The 256-nt window shown below is 72.7% G+C and carries 1 protein-coding gene; it reads right to left on the bottom strand.

Annotated elements, in window-relative coordinates:
• On the bottom strand, positions 1-256 hold a 256-nt coding region (locus HKX41_12305; GenBank protein NNC24918.1), incomplete at both ends, for a hypothetical protein.

Below are 256 nucleotides of genomic sequence, written 5' to 3' on the forward strand. Positions count from 1 at the left end.
GTTCGGTCTCGTCCAGGCGCATGGCCTGGGCGCCGTGGCGGTTGGGATCGGCGAGCTTGGACACGCTGTCTTCGATCAGCGCCGCGCGCTGGCCGATGCCGTGCAGTTCGTCGCGCAGCACCCGGTTGGTGCTGTCGGCCTGGACGATGCGGCGGTTCTGCGCGTCCTGGTTGGTGCGCAGGCCGTCCACGCGCTGCTCCAGCGCGTCCAGGCGCTGCGCGCCGTCGGCCGCGGCCTCGCGTTCGCTCACTTCGCG

Source organism: Salifodinibacter halophilus, assembly GCA_012999515.1.
GTDB classification, from domain to species: Bacteria; Pseudomonadota; Gammaproteobacteria; order Nevskiales; family Salinisphaeraceae; genus Salifodinibacter; species Salifodinibacter halophilus.